Source organism: Mesorhizobium sp. B2-6-2 (genome assembly GCF_006440615.1).
Taxonomy (GTDB): domain Bacteria; phylum Pseudomonadota; class Alphaproteobacteria; order Rhizobiales; family Rhizobiaceae; genus Mesorhizobium.
Genome location: NZ_VFUG01000005.1, coordinates 124,005 through 138,527, shown reverse-complemented (window position 1 = coordinate 138,527; position 14,523 = coordinate 124,005). Strand labels below are relative to the sequence as shown.

The 14,523-nt window shown below is 65.4% G+C and carries 13 protein-coding genes and 1 tRNA gene; 8 read left to right on the top strand and 6 right to left on the bottom strand.

Features of this window, described 5'->3' with window-relative positions:
- Positions 1-117: 117 nt before the first annotated feature.
- From FJ419_RS13165 to FJ419_RS13140, 6 genes are all read left to right on the top strand, one after another.
- Positions 118-906 carry a 3-hydroxybutyrate dehydrogenase gene (locus FJ419_RS13165; RefSeq protein WP_140692850.1) on the top strand — a complete coding sequence of 263 codons (789 nt, stop codon included), beginning with the start codon at positions 118-120 and terminating at the stop codon, positions 904-906.
- A gap of 175 nt (positions 907-1,081) precedes the next feature.
- Complete coding sequence (locus FJ419_RS13160; RefSeq protein ID WP_140692843.1) at positions 1,082-1,897, top strand: sulfurtransferase/chromate resistance protein; 816 nt, start codon at positions 1,082-1,084, stop codon at positions 1,895-1,897.
- The gene (gene chrA, locus FJ419_RS13155) at positions 1,897-3,282 is read left to right on the top strand and encodes a chromate efflux transporter (protein WP_140692839.1); all 1,386 of its coding nucleotides are present in this window, start codon (positions 1,897-1,899) and stop codon (positions 3,280-3,282) included. Before FJ419_RS13160 ends, chrA begins: the two co-directional genes overlap by 1 nt.
- Before the next feature lie 462 nt (positions 3,283-3,744).
- Positions 3,745-4,314, top strand: coding sequence for a sigma-70 family RNA polymerase sigma factor (locus tag FJ419_RS13150; RefSeq protein ID WP_140692832.1), 570 nt, complete (start codon positions 3,745-3,747; stop codon positions 4,312-4,314).
- Positions 4,301-5,215 carry an anti-sigma factor gene (locus tag FJ419_RS13145; protein ID WP_140692820.1) on the top strand — a complete coding sequence of 305 codons (915 nt, stop codon included), beginning with the start codon at positions 4,301-4,303 and terminating at the stop codon, positions 5,213-5,215. The genes FJ419_RS13150 and FJ419_RS13145 overlap by 14 nt, the downstream gene beginning before the upstream one ends.
- A 206-nt stretch (positions 5,216-5,421) precedes the next feature.
- Positions 5,422-6,828, top strand: a complete 1,407-nt coding sequence (locus FJ419_RS13140; RefSeq protein WP_140692814.1) for an NAD(P)-dependent oxidoreductase — start codon at positions 5,422-5,424, stop codon at positions 6,826-6,828.
- 43 nt (positions 6,829-6,871) lie between these two features.
- Here FJ419_RS13140 and FJ419_RS13135 read toward each other — a convergent pair.
- Together FJ419_RS13135 and FJ419_RS13130 are read right to left on the bottom strand one after the other, a co-directional pair.
- A tRNA-Arg gene (locus FJ419_RS13135) sits at positions 6,872-6,948 on the bottom strand.
- A gap of 86 nt (positions 6,949-7,034) precedes the next feature.
- Positions 7,035-8,198 (bottom strand): M20 aminoacylase family protein, encoded by a 1,164-nt coding sequence (locus FJ419_RS13130; RefSeq protein ID WP_140692803.1) that lies wholly within the window; start codon positions 8,196-8,198, stop codon positions 7,035-7,037.
- A gap of 221 nt (positions 8,199-8,419) precedes the next feature.
- Here FJ419_RS13130 and FJ419_RS13125 point away from each other — a divergent pair, with 221 nt between their 5' ends.
- A complete protein-coding gene (locus FJ419_RS13125; RefSeq protein ID WP_140692800.1) occupies positions 8,420-9,586 on the top strand; it encodes a D-alanyl-D-alanine carboxypeptidase family protein in 1,167 nt (388 codons plus the stop codon).
- Between the two features lie 8 nt (positions 9,587-9,594).
- On the top strand, positions 9,595-10,701 hold the full coding sequence (locus FJ419_RS13120; protein WP_140692797.1) for a GTP-binding protein: 1,107 nt from the start codon (positions 9,595-9,597) through the stop codon (positions 10,699-10,701).
- On the opposite strand, the gene FJ419_RS13115 is transcribed toward FJ419_RS13120, so the two are convergent.
- From FJ419_RS13115 to FJ419_RS13100, 4 genes are all read right to left on the bottom strand, one after another.
- Entirely contained in the window at positions 10,698-10,967 is a 270-nt protein-coding gene (locus FJ419_RS13115) for a sulfurtransferase TusA family protein (protein WP_140692794.1), read from the bottom strand. The genes FJ419_RS13120 and FJ419_RS13115 overlap by 4 nt on opposite strands.
- A gap of 50 nt (positions 10,968-11,017) precedes the next feature.
- Positions 11,018-12,316 (bottom strand): murein L,D-transpeptidase family protein, encoded by a 1,299-nt coding sequence (locus FJ419_RS13110; protein WP_140692791.1) that lies wholly within the window; start codon positions 12,314-12,316, stop codon positions 11,018-11,020.
- 221 nt (positions 12,317-12,537) lie between these two features.
- Entirely contained in the window at positions 12,538-13,488 is a 951-nt protein-coding gene (locus FJ419_RS13105; RefSeq protein ID WP_140692788.1) for an acetyl-CoA carboxylase carboxyltransferase subunit alpha, read from the bottom strand.
- Positions 13,489-13,587: 99 nt separating this feature from the next.
- Positions 13,588-14,502, bottom strand: a complete 915-nt coding sequence (locus tag FJ419_RS13100; protein WP_140692786.1) for a site-specific tyrosine recombinase XerD — start codon at positions 14,500-14,502, stop codon at positions 13,588-13,590.
- Between the last annotated feature and the right edge of the window lie 21 nt (positions 14,503-14,523).

Below are 14,523 nucleotides of genomic sequence, written 5' to 3'. Positions count from 1 at the left end.
CCGCGCTGTAATCGAGCCGACACATGGCCGTGCCATTGTCGTGCTGCATTGCACCAACTATCTGCTCTCCCAACTCGTTGCGTTGATAAGTCCCTCCCACCTCTTGCGAGATCTCCCATGGTTTCCCTGTCTTCGAAGAATGCGCTCGTCACCGGCTCGACCAGCGGCATCGGCCTTGCAATCGCCCGTGCCTTCGCCGCGGAGGGCGCTAACGTCACCATCAACGGCCTGGGCGACGCGGCGGCGATCGAGCAGGAGCGGGCCGGCATCGAAAAGGATTTCGGCGTCAAGTGCCGCTATTCGGGCGCCAACATGATGGACGGCGCCGCAGTCACCGCCATGATCCACGAGGCCGAGGCGGCGTTCGGCAGCCTCGACATCCTGGTCAACAATGCCGGCATCCAGCATGTCGCGCCGATCGAGGAATTTCCCGACGACAAGTGGGAAGCCATCATCCGCATCAACCTTCTGGCCGCCTTCTACGCCATCAAGGCGGCGGTGCCCGGCATGAAGAGCCGCAAATGGGGCCGAATCATCAACACGGCTTCGGCGCATGCGCTGGTCGCCTCGCCGTTCAAGTCGGCCTATGTCTCGGCCAAGCACGGCATCGCCGGCCTGACCAAGACGGTGGCGCTGGAAGTGGCGCAGGACGGCATCACCGTAAATGCGATCGCGCCTGGCTATGTCTGGACGCCGCTGGTCGAGAAGCAGATTCCCGACACGATGAAGGCGCGCGGCATGACCGAGGAGCAGGTCAAGCACGACGTGCTGCTTGCGGCGCAGCCGACCAAGGAATTCGTCACCGTCGAGGAGCTGGCGGCGTTGACCGTGTTCCTGTGCTCGGACGCCGCCAGGCAGATCACCGGCACGACCCTGCCGATGGATGGCGGCTGGACGGCGCAGTAAGGCCATCCGCCGCTTCAGGTAATGCGAGGGGCGGAGCTTCCGCCCCTGGCATTTGAATTCTTGACAATCGCGGGGGACCGTTCCAGCATTCCGGCAAGGGGTTCCCCGCGACGACCCCGTGAGGCGTCAGCCCAACGATCGCGTCCAAGCTCTCTTTGTTCAGGAGGTGGACGCTATGCCGTCAACAACCGCAATCACCGTTCCGCAGCTTTCCCGTCTCGTCGGCTTGCCCGATGCGCCTTGCCTGGTCGATGTGCGCATCGGCGAGGACTATGAAGCCGATCCGCGCCTGTTGCCGGCGTCATGCCGGCGCGATTTCAGGACTGTCTCAAGCTGGGCGTCGGAATTTTCGGGACGCAGAGTGGTCGTGATCTGCCAGAGGGGGCAGAAACTGTCGCAAGGTGTTGCCGCGTGGCTGCGCCACGAAGGCATTCCGGCGGAATCGCTTGAAGGCGGCTTCGAGGCCTGGGTCGCCGCCAGAGCACCGTTGATCAGCGCCGGCGCGATCCCGCCCCGCGCCGAAAAGGGGCGTACGGTATGGGTCACGCGTTCGCGGCCGAAGGTCGACCGAATCGCCTGCCCCTGGCTGATCCGCCGCTTCGTCGATCCCGAGGCGGTTTTCCTGTTCGTCGATCCAGCCGAAGTGCCTCTTGTGGCGGATCGCTTCGGCGCGGTTCCCTTCGATATCGAAGGCGTGTTCTGGAGCCATCGTGGCGATCGCTGCACATTCGATACGATGATCGAGGAGTTCGGGCTGCGCGTCGAAGCGCTCGATCGCCTGGCGCTGATCGTGCGCAGCGCCGATACGGCGCGCCTCGACCTCGTGCCGCAGGCGGCCGGGTTCCTCGCCGCCTCGCTCGGCCTGTCGCGCATGTTCCGCGACGACCTTGAGCAGCTCGAAGCCGGCATGCTCTTCTATGACGCCTTCTTCCGCTGGTGCCGCGATGCCGCCGACGAGACGCACAACTGGCCGGCAGGAGGCAAGGCGTAATGACCGCACTCGCCAAGAACGACGCCGCGCCATTGGTCGATGTCCCGACCGCGCCGAGTTTTCGCGAGGCGACGCGGCTGTGGGCCAAGATCGGCCTGCTGTCCTTCGGCGGGCCGGCCGGGCAGATCGCGCTAATGCACAAGGAACTGGTCGAGGAGCGCCGCTGGATCGGCGAGGAGCGGTTCCTGCACGCGCTCAACTACTGCATGCTCCTGCCTGGGCCCGAGGCCCAGCAGCTTGCCGTCTATATCGGCTGGCTGCTGCACCGGACGGCAGGCGGTCTCGTCGCCGGCAGCCTGTTCGTGCTGCCGGGCGCGCTGGTCATGCTGGGCTTGAGCAGCTTCTACATGCTTTACAACGACGCGCCGGTCGTTGAGGCGCTGTTCTTCGGCGTCAAGGCGGCGGTGCTTGCCGTCGTCGTCGAAGCCGTGATCCGCATCGGCAAGCGGGCGCTGAAGAACCGTGCGATGGTGGCGATCGCGGTGGCGGCCTTCCTCGCCATCTATCTCGTGAAGCTGCCGTTTCCGCTGATCGTGCTTGCGGCAGGCCTCATCGGCTGGATCGGCAATCGATTTGCGCCACGGCTGTTTTCCGGCTCGGCACATGGCAAGGGCAGCGTCGCCGACATCAAAGGCGTGGTCGACCTGATGTTCGAGCGCGGCGAGCTCGGCCACACTGTGCCGACCAGATGGCACGCGGCCCGCACCATCGCCATCTGGCTGCCGCTCTGGCTCGGACCGGTGGCCCTGATCGCCTTGCTGGCGGGGCCCGGCAGCGTGTGGACGCAGATCGGCGGTTTCTTCAGCCTGATGGCCGTGGTCACCTTCGGCGGCGCCTATGCGGTTCTCGCCTATGTGGCGCAGGCGGCGGTGACCTCGTTCGACTGGCTTTCGCCTGGACAGATGGTCGACGGGCTGGGGCTTGCCGAAACGACGCCCGGGCCGCTGATCCTGGTGCTGCAATTCGTCGGCTTCGCCGCCGCCTATCGCCATGCCGGCGCGATCACTCCTTTGCTTGCCGGATCGCTCGGATCGGCGCTGACGCTGTGGGCCACTTTCGTCCCCTGCTTCTTCTGGATATTTTTAGGCGCGCCCTACATCGAGCAGCTCAGGCAGAACAAGGCGCTGGCGGCGGCGCTGGGCGCGATCACCGCGGCAGTCGTCGGCGTGATCATGAATCTTGCATTGTGGTTCGCGCTGCACGTCGTCTTCGGCAAGGTCGCAAGCGTTGGCTGGGGCGTGGAGGTTCCGGTCCTGTCCTCGCTCGACTGGCGCGCCGCGCTGCTGTCGGTTGGGGCGATGGTCGCGATGTTCAGGTTGAAGCTCGGCATGCTGCCGACGCTGGCGGGATCCGCGCTGGGGGGGCTTGCGCTGCAGGCGCTGTAGCGCCATCCGATCACGCTAGCGTGAAGCAAAAAGCCGACCGGGCGGGAATAAACGGCCCGGTCCGCCGGTCTCCAGGGCATGCGCCATTTGTGCGCAACAGCAGGAGACCGACCATGAAGCGGCGCGAAGACAAATACGCACGTGAACAAGGCGAAGGCGTCAGCCGCCGGCGTCCCCTGGAGCGGATGAGCCGGGCGCGTCCGGTCCGGGCGATACGGCCCCGCCGCCGGCCGTGATCCCTGCCGATCGCCACCATCGAGATCCACGACCATGACGGCGACCGCCCCGTTGCAGCAAGCGATGCGCCGTCCTCTTCCGAGGCACGCCTTGCTTCCGAGACACTTGACTCCGGTGACACCAATGCCTTCTCCTCCCTCGAAGCAGGCGCCATCGCCTGCGGTCGCGATCTTCGCCCACACGAGCAGGGACAGATCGTCGCCTCCCGCTGAGGGCGGCAAATCCATGGCGGGAGCGCCCGACGGCGGAACGGTGTTGAGCGAAAAGATGCTGGCAGCGCGTTTTGCCGAAGTGGTGCTGCCGCATCTTAGCGATGCGCTGTCGCTTGCCCGCTGGCTCACGGGCAATCAAGCCGACGCCGAGGATGTGGTGCAGGAGGCCTGCCTCAAGGCGCATGCGGGCATTGCAGGGTTCGCTGGGGGAAACCCCCGCGCGTGGCTGCTCACCATCGTGCGCAACGCTTCCTACACATGGATGGCGAAGAACCGCCCGCGCAGCGTGGTCGCCGTCGGCGACCTCGCCGATCTCGACGACGTGTCGCCGCCGCCCGACACTGACGCCGACAGCCCGGAGGCGGCGCTGATTGCCAAGGCCAATTCGGCGGCGGTGGAAGCGGCGATCGCCAGGCTGCCGCAAGCGTTCCGCGAGACACTTGTGCTGCGCGACATCAACGGCCTCAGCTACCGCGAGATCGCCGCCATTCTCGGCGTGCCGCAGGGCACGGTGATGTCGCGGCTGGCGAGAGCCCGCGGCCTCTTGATGACGGAACTTGGAGGGCGCCATGAGCCCGCATGAAAATCGCCCGCGTGAGGATGGATTGCCGCAGGACCCGCAGGATATGAAGCTGATGATCCACGCCCTTGTCGATGGCGAGCTCGATGCCGCGGCCGCCCTGGCGGTCGAGCGGCGCATGGCCGCCGATCCGGAGCTTGCCGCCGAACACGCGCGCCTGGTGGCGCTGCGCGGCGCTGTCGCCAATGTGCCGCGCCAGACGGTCCGCGACGACTTTCTGGCCCGCATTGCGGCCATCGCCGAGGTGAGTGGGACCGACGAAGCCGTCCAATCCACAGCCGTGAAGGCGCAGTCACAGCCGCAACAGCAGCAAGGCAATGTCGTCGAGATGCGGCCGCGCGCGGCACGCTGGTTCAACTCCTTCGACTGGCGCCAGATGGCGGCCTCGATCGTGCTGACGGCGTTTCTGGCCAGCGGCGCGACGCAGTGGCTGGCGACGGCGGACAATGGGGCCGACAGCTTTGCCGTGGCCGTCGCCAACGGCCATCGCCGCAGCCTGCTCGCGGCGACTCCGGTCGACATCGTCTCGTCCGACCGCCACACGGTGAAGCCATGGCTCGACGGCCGCATCGGCGTCTCGCCTGCGGCGCCCGACATGGCCAAGGATGGTTACGCCCTGCTTGGCGGGCGCGTCGAGGTGATCGGCGACAGGCCGATGCCGGCTCTGGTCTACCGCCATCACGAGCATCTGATCACGCTGGTGGCCGCACCCCGGCAGAACGAGGCCAAATCGGTGCCGGTGGCGGACGATCTGTCGGCAGGCGGTTTCCTGCTGGTCCACTGGACAGATGACGCCTTCTCCTACTGGGCGATCTCGGATGCCGAACGCCTGGCGCTCGACGATTTCGTCGCCCGCTTCCGGGCCGCCATCATCGCCAATCCGGCCGCCGGCAGCCCGGGCTGAGCATCACCGGCAGGTGTAGCCGCCTTCGCAAAGGTGGACGCCGGCGATCGTCGAGGCGGCACTTGAACGCCACCAGCGGTCGAGCGCGGCCGGTCCAAATTTCCGGGGCGAATCTCTCGCTTGCGACTCGGATATGCCGCTTCGCGTCGATCTATCGGAAGACGGATTGGAGTAGCTGGAGGGAGCTGCAGGGGAAACCGCGCTCCATGACATCAGCCAATATTCTGATTTGCGACTTTGTCGGCCTCCGCTTTGGCGTGGACGGCAATCCCGATCACAGCGAGGTCAAGGCTTATATCGAAGCCAGGGGTGGCGTGTTCCACCAGACAGGCATCGCCAAGGCCGGCGCCCTTGATCCCGGCAGGCTGCATTTCTTCTACCAACCTCAATTGAGCACGCGTGACGAATTGTTGGCCGAGGCGGGCGACGGCCGCTATGACGCCGTCATCGCCGCGGCGACGTTCATTCCGGCGGAGACCAGATTCCGCCTCGGCGGCGTGCGCATCGGCGCCGGCACCGGCAATATGGGCTCGGCATCGTGGGGTGGGGGCAGCGGGGAAGGCGGCGAAGCGCCTCTCATGAACACGCCGGGCATCAACAGCCGCGCAACCGCGCAAATGGCCATGAAGGCGCTGCTGAAAGTCAGGCCGGATCTTCCCGTGGACAGGCTCAACGCGCTGGTCGCCGGCGGGCAATTCGATACCGGAAAAGACCTGCGGCATTACCCGACCGAGAAGCTCGAAGGCAAAAGACTGGCGGTGATCGGCTACGGCAATATCGGCCGGGAATTCGCCAGGCTCGGCCAGGCCTTCGGCATGCGGGTCGCCATCCATGCGCGGCCCCGTCACCGCAAATGGATCGAGCTGGAAGGCTTCGACTACGCCGCGACCATGGTGGACGCGGCGCGCGGCGCGGACGCGCTTTCGGTCCATCTCGGCCTGGGTGCTTTCGATGCCGGCCAGCAACGTTACGCCAACGCCGGGCTGATCTCAGACGGGGTGCTTTGCGCTCTCAACCCAGGCGCCGTGCTGATCAACTACGACCGAGGCGAACTGGTCGATGTGGCAGCGCTGGAGCGCGCGCTTGCGTCGGGACGCGTTTCCCATGCGGCCATCGATGCGGACCTGTTCAACAATGGCGGCACACTTTCGGGGCCGATGCTGCCCTATCTCAGACTGATCGAAGCCTATAGCCCGCAGCTGGAACTTCTCCCACATGCCGCGGCCGACACGGACCATCCCTCCCGGGTCGCCGGCGCCAAGCAGGCCATCGATCAGATCTACGCCGCCGTCACCGAGCATCGCGTCTACAATCTGAAGGGATCGCTGCCTCCGGGTTTCGTCGACATGGGAGCGAAAGTCCCGCCCGGTATCGGCGGCATCACGCCCGGGCAGTTGGCGGGGCTGGCCGACGACCAGGACGCGGCCAGCGATCTCGCGCGGTCGAGCGCCGTCGTCGCCGGGTTCTGGGAACGCATTCTGGCGGCGTCCGAGCAGGAGCGACCGGCGCTGATCGCTTCCGGAGGCGAAGCGTTCGCCGAGGCCGCGAACCGCCTCTCCACACTTTTGCGCAGGCACCATCTTGCGGGGCCGTTCACTTCAGGATCACTTTGACGCTCGCAGTGCGGCGACTTGCTCACCAAGTCCTTGAAAACGTTGGTGATCCCGACAGGAATCGAACCTGTGACCTACAGATTAGGAATCTGCCGCTCTATCCTACTGAGCTACGGGACCACGCGGCCCGACACATAAACGCTTCGGGCCGGTTCGCCAAGAGGCGAGAAGGCGATGGGAACGCCGCCGCTTTCGCCTGCGTGCGGTCAGGCGGCGAGCGCGGTCTCGGCCAGCTTCACCCAATAGCTCATGCCGTGCGGGATGACCTCGTCGTTGAAGTCGTAGGCCGGATGATGCAGGCCGGCCGAGTCGCCATTGCCGATGAAAATGAAGGCGCCGGGGCGCGCTTCCAGCATATAGGAGAAATCCTCGCCGCCCATCACCGGCTGGATGGCGCGGTGGACGTGGCTGTCGCCGGCGATGTCGGCGGCGATGTCGCCCGCAAACACGGTTTCCTCGGCATGGTTGAAGGTGACAGGGTAGTTGGCGTCGTAATCGACCTCGATGGTGGCGCCGAAGGCCGAGGCGAGGCCGGCGCAGAGTGCGCGAATGCGCTCTTCCGATTTCTTGGCCACTTCTTTCTTCAGCGTGCGCACAGTGCCGGCGATCTCGGCGCTTTCGGGGATGACGTTATAGGCGTCGCCGGCGTGGAACTTCGTCACCGACACCACCACGGACTCGACCGGATCGGTGCTGCGCGAGGCAATGGTTTGCAGCGCGCCGACCAACTGGCTGGCGATGACGATCGGGTCGATCGTGCCGTGCGGCATCGCGGCATGGCCGCCGCGGCCCTTGACGGTGATGGTGAATTCGGCGGTCGCGGCCATGATCGGGCCGGGCTTGATGGCGAACTGGCCGACCGGCAGGCCCGGCATATTGTGCATGCCGAACACCTTTTCGATGTCGAAGCGCTCCATCATGCCGTCCTTGACCATTTCGTTGCCGCCGCCGCCGCCTTCCTCTGCCGGCTGGAAGATCACCGCCACGGTGCCGGCGAAATTGCGCGTCTCGGCCAGATATTTGGCGGCGCCCAAGAGCATGGCGGTGTGGCCGTCATGGCCGCAGGCATGCATCTTGCCGCGCACGGTCGAGGCCCACGGCTTGCCGGTGATCTCGTCGATCGGCAGCGCGTCCATGTCGGCGCGCAGCCCGATGGTCGGGCCATCGCCCTTGCGGCCGCGGATGATGCCGACGACGCCGGTCTTGCCCAGTCCCGTCACCACCTCGTCGCAGCCGAAGGCCGTCAGCTTCTCGGTGACGAAGCCGGCGGTCTGGAAAACGTCGAAATTCAGCTCCGGTGTCTGGTGCAGATGTCGTCGCCAGCCGGCAACTTCTTCCTGCATTTGCGCGGCGCGGTTCAGAATCGGCATGGTCGGGTCCATCTCTTGGTTGACTGGCGGCAGTCGGTTCAGAGCCACTGCTCGGCAATTGTGAATATATGGCACTTTGCCATTTTGGCGTCACATAGGGTAAATAGCACCGCAACAATGCGGCTCGGGATCGAGGGTCGGCCCGCATTATGCTGGCGATGGGTAACGAAATCTTACGGAGCCAGCGGCGATCACGGCAAGAGGCGATTTCGGATTTGATCATGCGGCAAAGGCATTTCCTCAACCTGTTGCTGGCAGGCGCGCTGGCGCTTCCGGTGCTTGCAGGCACGGCGCGCGCCAATCCGGTCGTGCTTTTCGACCTCAAGAGCGGCACCGTGCTGGAGCACCAGGACGCGTTCAAGCGTTGGTATCCGGCCTCGCTCAGCAAGCTGATGACGGCCTATGTCGCCTTCCGCGCGATCCAGGCCGGCGAGGTGGCGCTCGATTCGCCGATCAAGGTGACGAAGCATTCGGCCGGCGAGCCGCCGAGCAAGATGGGCTTCAAACCGGGTTCGGTGATGCGGCTCGACAATGCGCTGAAGATGATGCTGGTCAAGTCGGCCAACGACATAGCCATGGCAGTCGGCGAGAATATCGGCGGGTCGCAGGCCGCATTCGCCGAGCGCATGAACGCCGAGGCGGCCCGGCTCGGCATGGTGGGCACGCATTTCGTCAACCCGAACGGACTCTATTCGCCGGAACAGTATACGACCGCGCGCGACCTTGCCGTGCTGGTGACGGCGTTGCGCAATGATTTTCCGCAATATGCCCCGTGGTTCTCGATCGAAGGCCTTGCCGTCGGCAAGAAGGCGCTCCCGAACTACAATCTCCTGATCGGCCGCTATCCCGGCGCCGACGGCATGAAGACCGGCTTCGTCTGCTCTTCCGGCTTCAACATGATCGGCTCGGCGACGCGCAACGGGCGCACGCTCGTCGCCGTGGTGCTTGGCGAGAAATCGGCGGTCAGCCGCGCCGAAGCGGCGGCAAAGCTGCTCGACCAGGGTTTTGATAAGCCGGCGGCGGGTTCGACCACGCTGGCCGCTCTCAAGCCCTATGGCGACACGCTGTCACCCAACGACATGCATGACGAGATCTGCGCGAAAAAGCCGAAGGCGGAACAATCGGAGGCGGCGCCCGAAGTTGCCGCAAAGGATAAGCCGAAATCGCCTTACCAGGTGAAGCTCGCCCATCCTACGCTCATCGCGGTCGGCCTCGGCGGCGCCACGGGACCCGCGCCGAAGGCGTTCGTCGACCAGACTGACCAGAACTATGCCGATGTGCCGCTGCCGATCTGGCGGCCGGACAGGCCGGCGCCGCCCGGCGCCGAGCCGCTGGCGACCGCCGCTGCCGGAGCGCAGGGCGACCAGCCCGTCAAAGCTGCCAACTAGGCAAACCAATGAGCAGCTTTCCCATTCCCGTTTCGGTGCTCACCGGCTTTCTCGGCGCCGGCAAGACGACGCTGCTCAATCGGCTGCTCAAGGATCCGGCGCTTGCCGATACGGCGGTGATCATCAACGAGTTCGGCGAGGTGGTGATCGACCATCTGCTGGTGGAGCAGGCGTCGGACGGTATCATCCAGCTTTCCGACGGCTGCCTCTGCTGCACGGTGCGCGGCGACCTGGTCGATACGCTCGCCGATCTGGTCGACCGGCTGCAGACCGGCCGTATCGCGAAATTGGCCCGTGTCGTCGTCGAGACGACGGGCCTGGCCGATCCGGCACCGGTGCTGCAGTCGATCATGGCGCATCCGGCACTGGTGCAGGCGTTTCGGCTCGACGGCGTCATCACGCTGGTCGACGCCGTCAATGGCGAGGCGACGCTCGACACCCATGTCGAGGCGGTGAAACAGGCCGCGGTGGCCGACCGCATCGTGCTGACCAAGACCGATCTTGCCGGCGCGGCCGAGGTCGAGGCGTTGCGGGCAAGGCTCAAGCAGATCAATCCGGGCGCCGTGGTGCTCGGCGTAAATGAGGGCAGCGCTGCGACGCTGTTCAATTGCGGCCTCTATGGTCCTGAAACCAAGTCCGCCGACGTGCGGCGCTGGCTTGGCGAAGAGGCGGCGCACGACCATGATCACGACCATCACCACCATGACGGCGACCATGATCCCCACCACCATCATGAGCATCGCCACGACACGCGCGTGCGCTCGCACTCGCTTGTCCATGACGGCCCGGTGCCGTTCTCGGCGATCGAGATGTTCCTCGACCTCCTGCGCTCGACGCATGGCGAGAAACTCCTGCGCATGAAGGGCGTCATCGAACTCGCGGAGGATCCCTCGCGGCCGCTGGTCATCCATGGTGTGCAGAAGATCCTGCATCCGCCGGCGAGACTGCCCGCCTGGCCCGACGGCCAGCGCGGAACCAGGCTGGTGCTGATCACGCTCGACATGCCGGATGACTATATCCAGCGGCTGTTCGCCGCCTTCACCAACAAGCCGTCGATCGACACGCCGGACCGCGCGGCGTTGGGAGCCAATCCGCTGGCGATTGCCGGGCTTTAAGCTGAAGCAAGCAGGTCAGCCGCGTTGCCGCGCTCGACCAGGAAGCGGTGGCCGCCAGTGACGGCCGCCGTCTCGAGCAGCTGGTGGCCGGCATCGGCGCAGAAGGCCGGGATGTCGATCACCGCCAGCGGATCTGTGGTTTCGAGCCACAGCCGGGCGCCGGGTCGCATCGCAGCCAGCCGCTTGCGGGCCTTCAGCACCGGCAACGGACAGTTCAGTCCCTTGAGATCGTAGATGGCGGGCGGCTTTGCCTTTTGTTCATGCATGTCGTTATCCCAAAACCGCCTTCCACTTTTGGGCGACATGCATAAAAATCTCAGCCGCCGAACATGCCGAGAAGCTTCTTCTTCAGCTTCGACACGGTGCCCTGGTCGGCGTCGGCGGCGGCCTGCGTTTCCTGCGCCGGCTGGGCGGGCGCGGCTTCGACGCCAGCGGTGACGACCGGTTGCTGCGCCGCCTGCTTGGCGGCCTCCTTCTCGGCCAGCGCCTGCGCCCTTGCCTGTGCCTTGGCGACCTTGGCCGCCTCGATCGCGGCCAGGCGCTGCTCTTCGGCCTTGCGCTTGGCTTCCTTTTCCGCGTCGGCTGCCGCCATCTTGCGGCCGAGCGGGGAATCGATGCGGCCCATGCGGGTCGTTTCGGTCACCGAGCCGTCGGAATTCAGCGACGGCGGGTCGATCGGCACACGCTCGCCGCGGGCGCGGCGCTTCGACCAGTCGGAAACGATGCTGGCTTCCTTGACGCCGGCAATCGTCGGCTTCGGCGGCGGCGTGCTCGAATTCACGGCCGAATTGAAGGCCGCGTCGTAGCTCTTCTCGTAATTGGCATAGGCCGTCCTCAGCGAATCCGGCTGGGTCATCGCGGGGCAGGGGCCGGTCGGGTCGAAGGTCGTGCCTTCGGGCGCGACCTGGTTGAAGACGTAGCGCTTCTCGCAGACGTCGACCTTCGGCGGCACCTTGGTGATCTCGAAATTGTCGTAGCCGACCTTCAGCATCTTCCAGAAATCGTAGTTCGGGTCGTTGCGGTAGCGCGCCATGTTGGCGGCGGTCATGCGGAACGGAAAGGCCTGGATCTGGAACTCGGTCTGGCCGCCCTGGAAGGCGTCGCGGCCGAAGGCATAGATCTGCTCGATCTGGGCATCGGTCATCGAATAGCAGCCGGACGACGAACAGGCGCCATGAACCATCAGGTTCTGACCGGTGCGGCCATTGGCGCGGTCATAGGCGTTGGGGAAGCCGATGTTGAAGGACAGGTGGTAGTTCGAGCGCGGGTTCATCTGCGAGGGACGCACCGTATAGAAACCTTCCGGCGCCTGGCGGTCGCCCTCGGTGTATTTGGGGCCGAGCTTTCCCGACCATTTGCAGATGTCGTAGGTGGCGACAAGATCGTAACGGCCGTTTGTCTTGGCCTTCCAGATCTCGAGCTTGCCTTCCTCCTTGAAGATGCGCGCCATCACCGAGGAGGTGCGCACCATGCCCTTGGCCCTCATGTCGGCGAGGATCTTGTCGGGCAACGGCTTGTTGGCCTCCGGCGCGAAGTCCTTCATCGACGAATCGTTGCAGCCGGCGATGCCGATGGCGGCGATCAGGATTCCGGTGCGGGCAAGCTTGGCAAACATCGATACGGCTACGTCTCTATCTCTCGGGCCAACGGCTCTCGGCATGGCCGGGCCCATAGGCTGAACACCAGTGGACCGTAAGCCCGTTAACCTTGAAAATTCCTTACCGCAAGCCTTGGCAAACCCCTCGCGGCGATTTCCATTGAGCCGAATCCGGCGGCATTTTTGTGGCGGAATTGCTTATTCCGGCCACAGTTGAACGTCTTGCCGGACTTGAGAGGTCAGAGGCTGCGGCCCATCGCCAGGTATTTCTCGCGGCGCTGCTCGCGGAAATCGGTGTTGGCGCCGGCGAAATCCTTCATCGTCCTGGCGATGAGGTCGCCGGTGGACGCAATCACCGTTTCCGGCGCGCGCTGGGCGCCGCCCATCGGCTCGGGAATGATGGCATCGATGATCTTCATCTCGAGAAGATCCTGCGCGGTGATCTTCATGTTGGTTGCCGCGTCCTTCGAGCGCGTGGTGTCGCGCCACAGGATCGAGGCGGCGCCTTCGGGCGAGATCACCGAATAGATGGAATGCTCCAGCATGTAGACGCGATTGGCGGTGGCGATCGCGATGGCGCCGCCGGAGCCGCCTTCGCCGATGACCACCGAGATCGACGGCACTTTCAGCGCCAGGCAGGCCGAGGTCGAGCGCGCGATCGCTTCGGCCTGGCCGCGCTCCTCGGCGCCGACGCCGGGATAGGCGCCGGCCGTGTCGACCAGCGTCAAAAGCGGGATCTGGAAGCGGTCGGCCAATTCCATCAGCCGCACCGCCTTGCGGTAGCCCTCTGGCCGCACCGAGCCGAAATTGTGCTTGATGCGGCTTGCGGTGTCCGATCCCTTTTCTTGGCCGATGATCGCCACCGGCTCGCCGCGAAAACGCGCGAAGCCGCCGACGATCGCCTGGTCGTCGCCGTAGTTGCGGTCGCCGGCCAAAGGCGTGAAATCGGTGAACAGCGTCTTGATGTAGTCGACGCAATGCGGGCGGTCGGGATGGCGCGCGACCTGTACCTTCTGCCAGGGCGTGAGCGCCTTGTAGAGGTCGCGCAAAGCGTCGCGCGAGCGCTTTTCCAGCCTGCTGATCTCTTCGGCGACATCGACCGCCTCGCCGTTCTCGGCAAGCTTCTTCAGCTCAAGGATCTTGAGCTCCAGATCCTGCACCGGCTTTTCGAAGTCGAGGTAATTGTACATGCTTGGGCGGACCGATCCGTCGGAAGGCAATGGCTGGCGGAACCGCTGAAATGCCGGCTCCGGGCGGTGGAACGTCGCCCTCACATAGCGATATGAGGCCTAGTCGGCAAGCGGGTGATGATCGTTGACCAGCCGCACCAGCCGCTCCTCCAGCACGTGGGTGTAGATCTGCGTGGTCGAGATGTCGGCAAGGCCCAAGAGTTGCTGAACGGCTCTGAGATCGGCGCCGTTCTGCAGGAGATGGCTGGCAAAAGCATGGCGAAGCACATGCGGCGAGATTTTCGCCGCGGCGATCCCCGTCCGCGCGGCCAACCCCTTGAGATCGCGGGCGAAAACCTGCCGGGAGAGATGGCCGCTGTCGGAAGAGGCCGGAAACAGGAACGGGCTCTCGGCAAAGGCTGGCCGCTCGGCCCTTGCGGCGAGCCAGGCGCGCATGGCGGCGCGCGCCTTGTTCGAAAGCGGCACCATGCGTTCCTTGTCGCCCTTGCCGCGCACCATGAAGAAGCGATCGTCGCGCAACGCCACCGTGACCGGCAGGCCGACCAGTTCCGACACGCGCAAGCCCGTTGCGTAGAGCACTTCGACCAGCGCGTGCAGGCGCAACGCGGCCAGCCTGTCGCCGTCCGGCCCGGATTCTCCGGCTTCCTGCGCAGCCCGGTCGAGCAGGCGCCCGGTCTCGGCTTCGCTCATCGTCTTCGGCAGCGGCCGGCCCTTGCGCGGGCTGTCCAGCGTGCCGGTAGGGTCGTCGCCGCGCAGCCCTTCGGCATAGAGGAATTTGAAGAACTGGCGGATGGCCGACAATTTGCGCGCCTGCGAGGTCGGCGCGAAGCCGCGCGCGGCGATGTCGTCGAGATAGGCGCGGATGTCGGCCGATCCCGCGCCCGCCAGTCCGCCCTTGATGGCCTCGGAAGCATCCTCCAGGTCGCGACGATAGGACGAAAGCGTGTTCTCGGCCGCGCCTCGCTCGGCGCTCATCATCTCGAGGAAGGCTTCGATGCGGGCGGCGCTGTTCATTCGGCCGGGATCAGCTCTTTG

What these genes read in the sequence shown, in the direction of transcription:
- FJ419_RS13165 (WP_140692850.1), top strand. Translation starts at nt 118, where the DNA reads ATGGTTTCCCTGTCTTCGAAGAATGCGCTCGTCACCGGCTCGACCAGC.
- FJ419_RS13160 (WP_140692843.1), top strand. Translation starts at nt 1,082, where the DNA reads ATGCCGTCAACAACCGCAATCACCGTTCCGCAGCTTTCCCGTCTCGTC.
- chrA (WP_140692839.1), top strand. Translation starts at nt 1,897, where the DNA reads ATGACCGCACTCGCCAAGAACGACGCCGCGCCATTGGTCGATGTCCCG.
- FJ419_RS13150 (WP_140692832.1), top strand. Translation starts at nt 3,745, where the DNA reads ATGGCGGGAGCGCCCGACGGCGGAACGGTGTTGAGCGAAAAGATGCTG.
- FJ419_RS13145 (WP_140692820.1), top strand. Translation starts at nt 4,301, where the DNA reads ATGAGCCCGCATGAAAATCGCCCGCGTGAGGATGGATTGCCGCAGGAC.
- FJ419_RS13140 (WP_140692814.1), top strand. Translation starts at nt 5,422, where the DNA reads ATGACATCAGCCAATATTCTGATTTGCGACTTTGTCGGCCTCCGCTTT.
- FJ419_RS13130 (WP_140692803.1), bottom strand. Translation starts at nt 8,198, where the DNA reads ATGCCGATTCTGAACCGCGCCGCGCAAATGCAGGAAGAAGTTGCCGGC.
- FJ419_RS13125 (WP_140692800.1), top strand. Translation starts at nt 8,420, where the DNA reads ATGCGGCAAAGGCATTTCCTCAACCTGTTGCTGGCAGGCGCGCTGGCG.
- FJ419_RS13120 (WP_140692797.1), top strand. Translation starts at nt 9,595, where the DNA reads ATGAGCAGCTTTCCCATTCCCGTTTCGGTGCTCACCGGCTTTCTCGGC.
- FJ419_RS13115 (WP_140692794.1), bottom strand. Translation starts at nt 10,967, where the DNA reads ATGCATGAACAAAAGGCAAAGCCGCCCGCCATCTACGATCTCAAGGGA.
- FJ419_RS13110 (WP_140692791.1), bottom strand. Translation starts at nt 12,316, where the DNA reads ATGTTTGCCAAGCTTGCCCGCACCGGAATCCTGATCGCCGCCATCGGC.
- FJ419_RS13105 (WP_140692788.1), bottom strand. Translation starts at nt 13,488, where the DNA reads ATGTACAATTACCTCGACTTCGAAAAGCCGGTGCAGGATCTGGAGCTC.
- FJ419_RS13100 (WP_140692786.1), bottom strand. Translation starts at nt 14,502, where the DNA reads ATGAACAGCGCCGCCCGCATCGAAGCCTTCCTCGAGATGATGAGCGCC.